2 protein-coding genes are annotated in these 1,860 nt (G+C 44.8%); both read right to left on the bottom strand.

What is annotated here, in order from left to right:
* Window positions 1-40: 40 nt before the first annotated feature.
* Window positions 41-1,303 carry a group II intron reverse transcriptase/maturase gene (ltrA, locus tag ACH8E3_RS16585; RefSeq protein WP_458633756.1) on the bottom strand — a complete coding sequence of 421 codons (1,263 nt, stop codon included), beginning with the start codon at window positions 1,301-1,303 and terminating at the stop codon, window positions 41-43.
* 159 nt (window positions 1,304-1,462) lie between these two features.
* A complete protein-coding gene (locus tag ACH8E3_RS16580; protein WP_458633755.1) occupies window positions 1,463-1,636 on the bottom strand; it encodes a hypothetical protein in 174 nt (57 codons plus the stop codon).
* Window positions 1,637-1,860: the final 224 nt, after the last annotated feature.

Genomic DNA, 1,860 nt, shown 5'->3' with positions numbered 1-1,860 from the left:
CCTCTCACACCACCGTACGTACCGTTCGGTATACGGCGGTTCATGAAATATTCCGTAAGAACTTGTATCTGTCCGTTAAGCTCTTTAGGCCATTAGACTTCCAGTATTGGTTATCTAGTGTTCTATGAAGAATTGGACTACATGCTATACGCCAATAACCCTTTCGGGTATTACCCCATTCAAAGGCTTTATCTTTAGGTATTCCTAGAGATACGAGCCTTTTCACTTTGGTCTTAGGTTTCTTCCATTGTTTCCAAAGACACATTCTAAGCCGTCTCCGTATCCATTCATCCAGTTTTTGAAAGACGCTGGGTGTGTCAGCTAACATAAAGTAGCCTCCCCATCCTGTGAGGTATTGATTGAGTTCCCTAATTCTCTGTTCCATCGGAAGTGGTTTCTTTCGAGAGGTAATCTCTCGAATTTTCATCTTCACTTTCTTCATGGTTTGCGGTGCGATTCGAACTTTAGGGTCTTCATTCCATGTAAAGCTAAATCCTAGAAACTTACGTTTCCACGGACGATCTACCGCACTTTTATCTTGGTTGACCTTTAGCTTTAGCTTGTTTTCAATGAATGCTGTGATGGATTCTTTTACACGTTCTCCTGCTTTACGTGTTTTAACGTAAATGTTACAGTCGTCCGCATACCTCACAAAGAGGTGCCCGCGCTTTTCTAGTTCTTTATCTAACTCATCTAATACGACGTTAGATAATAACGGACTAAGTGGTCCGCCTTGTGGCGCTCCCTCTTTGCTATCCATGACAATCCCATTGATCATTACGCCAGACTGTAGATACTTACGGATGAGTTTTAAGATCATTTTATCTTTTACTTTCTCCGCTAGTTTTGCCATCAGTCTGTCATGGTTCACACGATCGAAGAATTTCTCTAAATCGAGATCGATAACCCACCGATATCCTTCTTTCATATACCGTTTGGCTTCTCGAACCGCATCATGCCCTCGTCTTTGTGGACGAAATCCATAACTATGTTCCGAGAATTGTGGATCAAACATTGGATTTAACACTTGGGCAATCGCTTGTTGGATGAAGCGGTCTGTCACGGTAGGGATTCCTAATAGCCTAACGCCTTTGCCGTCGGGTTTCGGGATTTCGACCCTTCGAACGGGGCTCGGCTCATAGGTTCCTTCCTCTATCTCTTGTCGGAGTTGTTGCCAATTTTGTAGAATGTGCTTTCGTAAGGATTTTACGTGCATGCCATCTACTCCATGACTTCCTTTGTTTCCTTCGACTCGTTTTAGTGCCGATAGCAGATTTTCCCGTGACAATAATTTCTGAATCATCCTCATACACTCCTTACGTGAATTGTTTTCTCTCTTTGTGCCAAAGTTGAACTCTGCCCTCTCCAAGTCCCCTGCGGATTCACCGCTTCCTCCTTGTAGCAAGTCCTTTCGGATTGTCTGCTTTCACGGCTCACCCTTGAACGCCAAGTTATTCAATTCCTATTTCATGTTCAGCCCTTCCGCAGGTTGTTGTAACAACCTCCGTATTATGGCTTCTGCTGACTTCTGTACGTTCAGCCTACTCTCACAAGCAGGGTTACGAAGTTCACTTCGCCTACCATACAGATCTCCCCAGGTAAGAACGCTATCTTTCTCTCCATCTATCTGCTTCATTTACTCTCGTTCGCCTTCGGCAGTAAGGACTTTGACTTGTGTTGCAGCCTCATCCAACGAACGCTAGCCTTATATGAAGTTCGTGTTCCTCAGACCAGAGATTTGCCGCTGACTTCCTTCAGATTCCACCTCACGATGGACACCCTTGTCTTAAGCTAATGGCTACTACTGCCTTCGCCATTCGGGACTCACACCCTATAGATAGCGCCCATGCTGGGCGCACA

Source organism: Paenibacillus sp. CMAA1364 (assembly GCF_054373195.1).
This window is presented reverse-complemented; position numbering and strand designations above follow the sequence as displayed.

What these genes read in the sequence shown, in the direction of transcription:
- ACH8E3_RS16580 (WP_458633755.1), bottom strand. Translation starts at nt 1,636, where the DNA reads ATGAAGCAGATAGATGGAGAGAAAGATAGCGTTCTTACCTGGGGAGAT.
- ltrA (WP_458633756.1), bottom strand. Translation starts at nt 1,303, where the DNA reads ATGATTCAGAAATTATTGTCACGGGAAAATCTGCTATCGGCACTAAAA.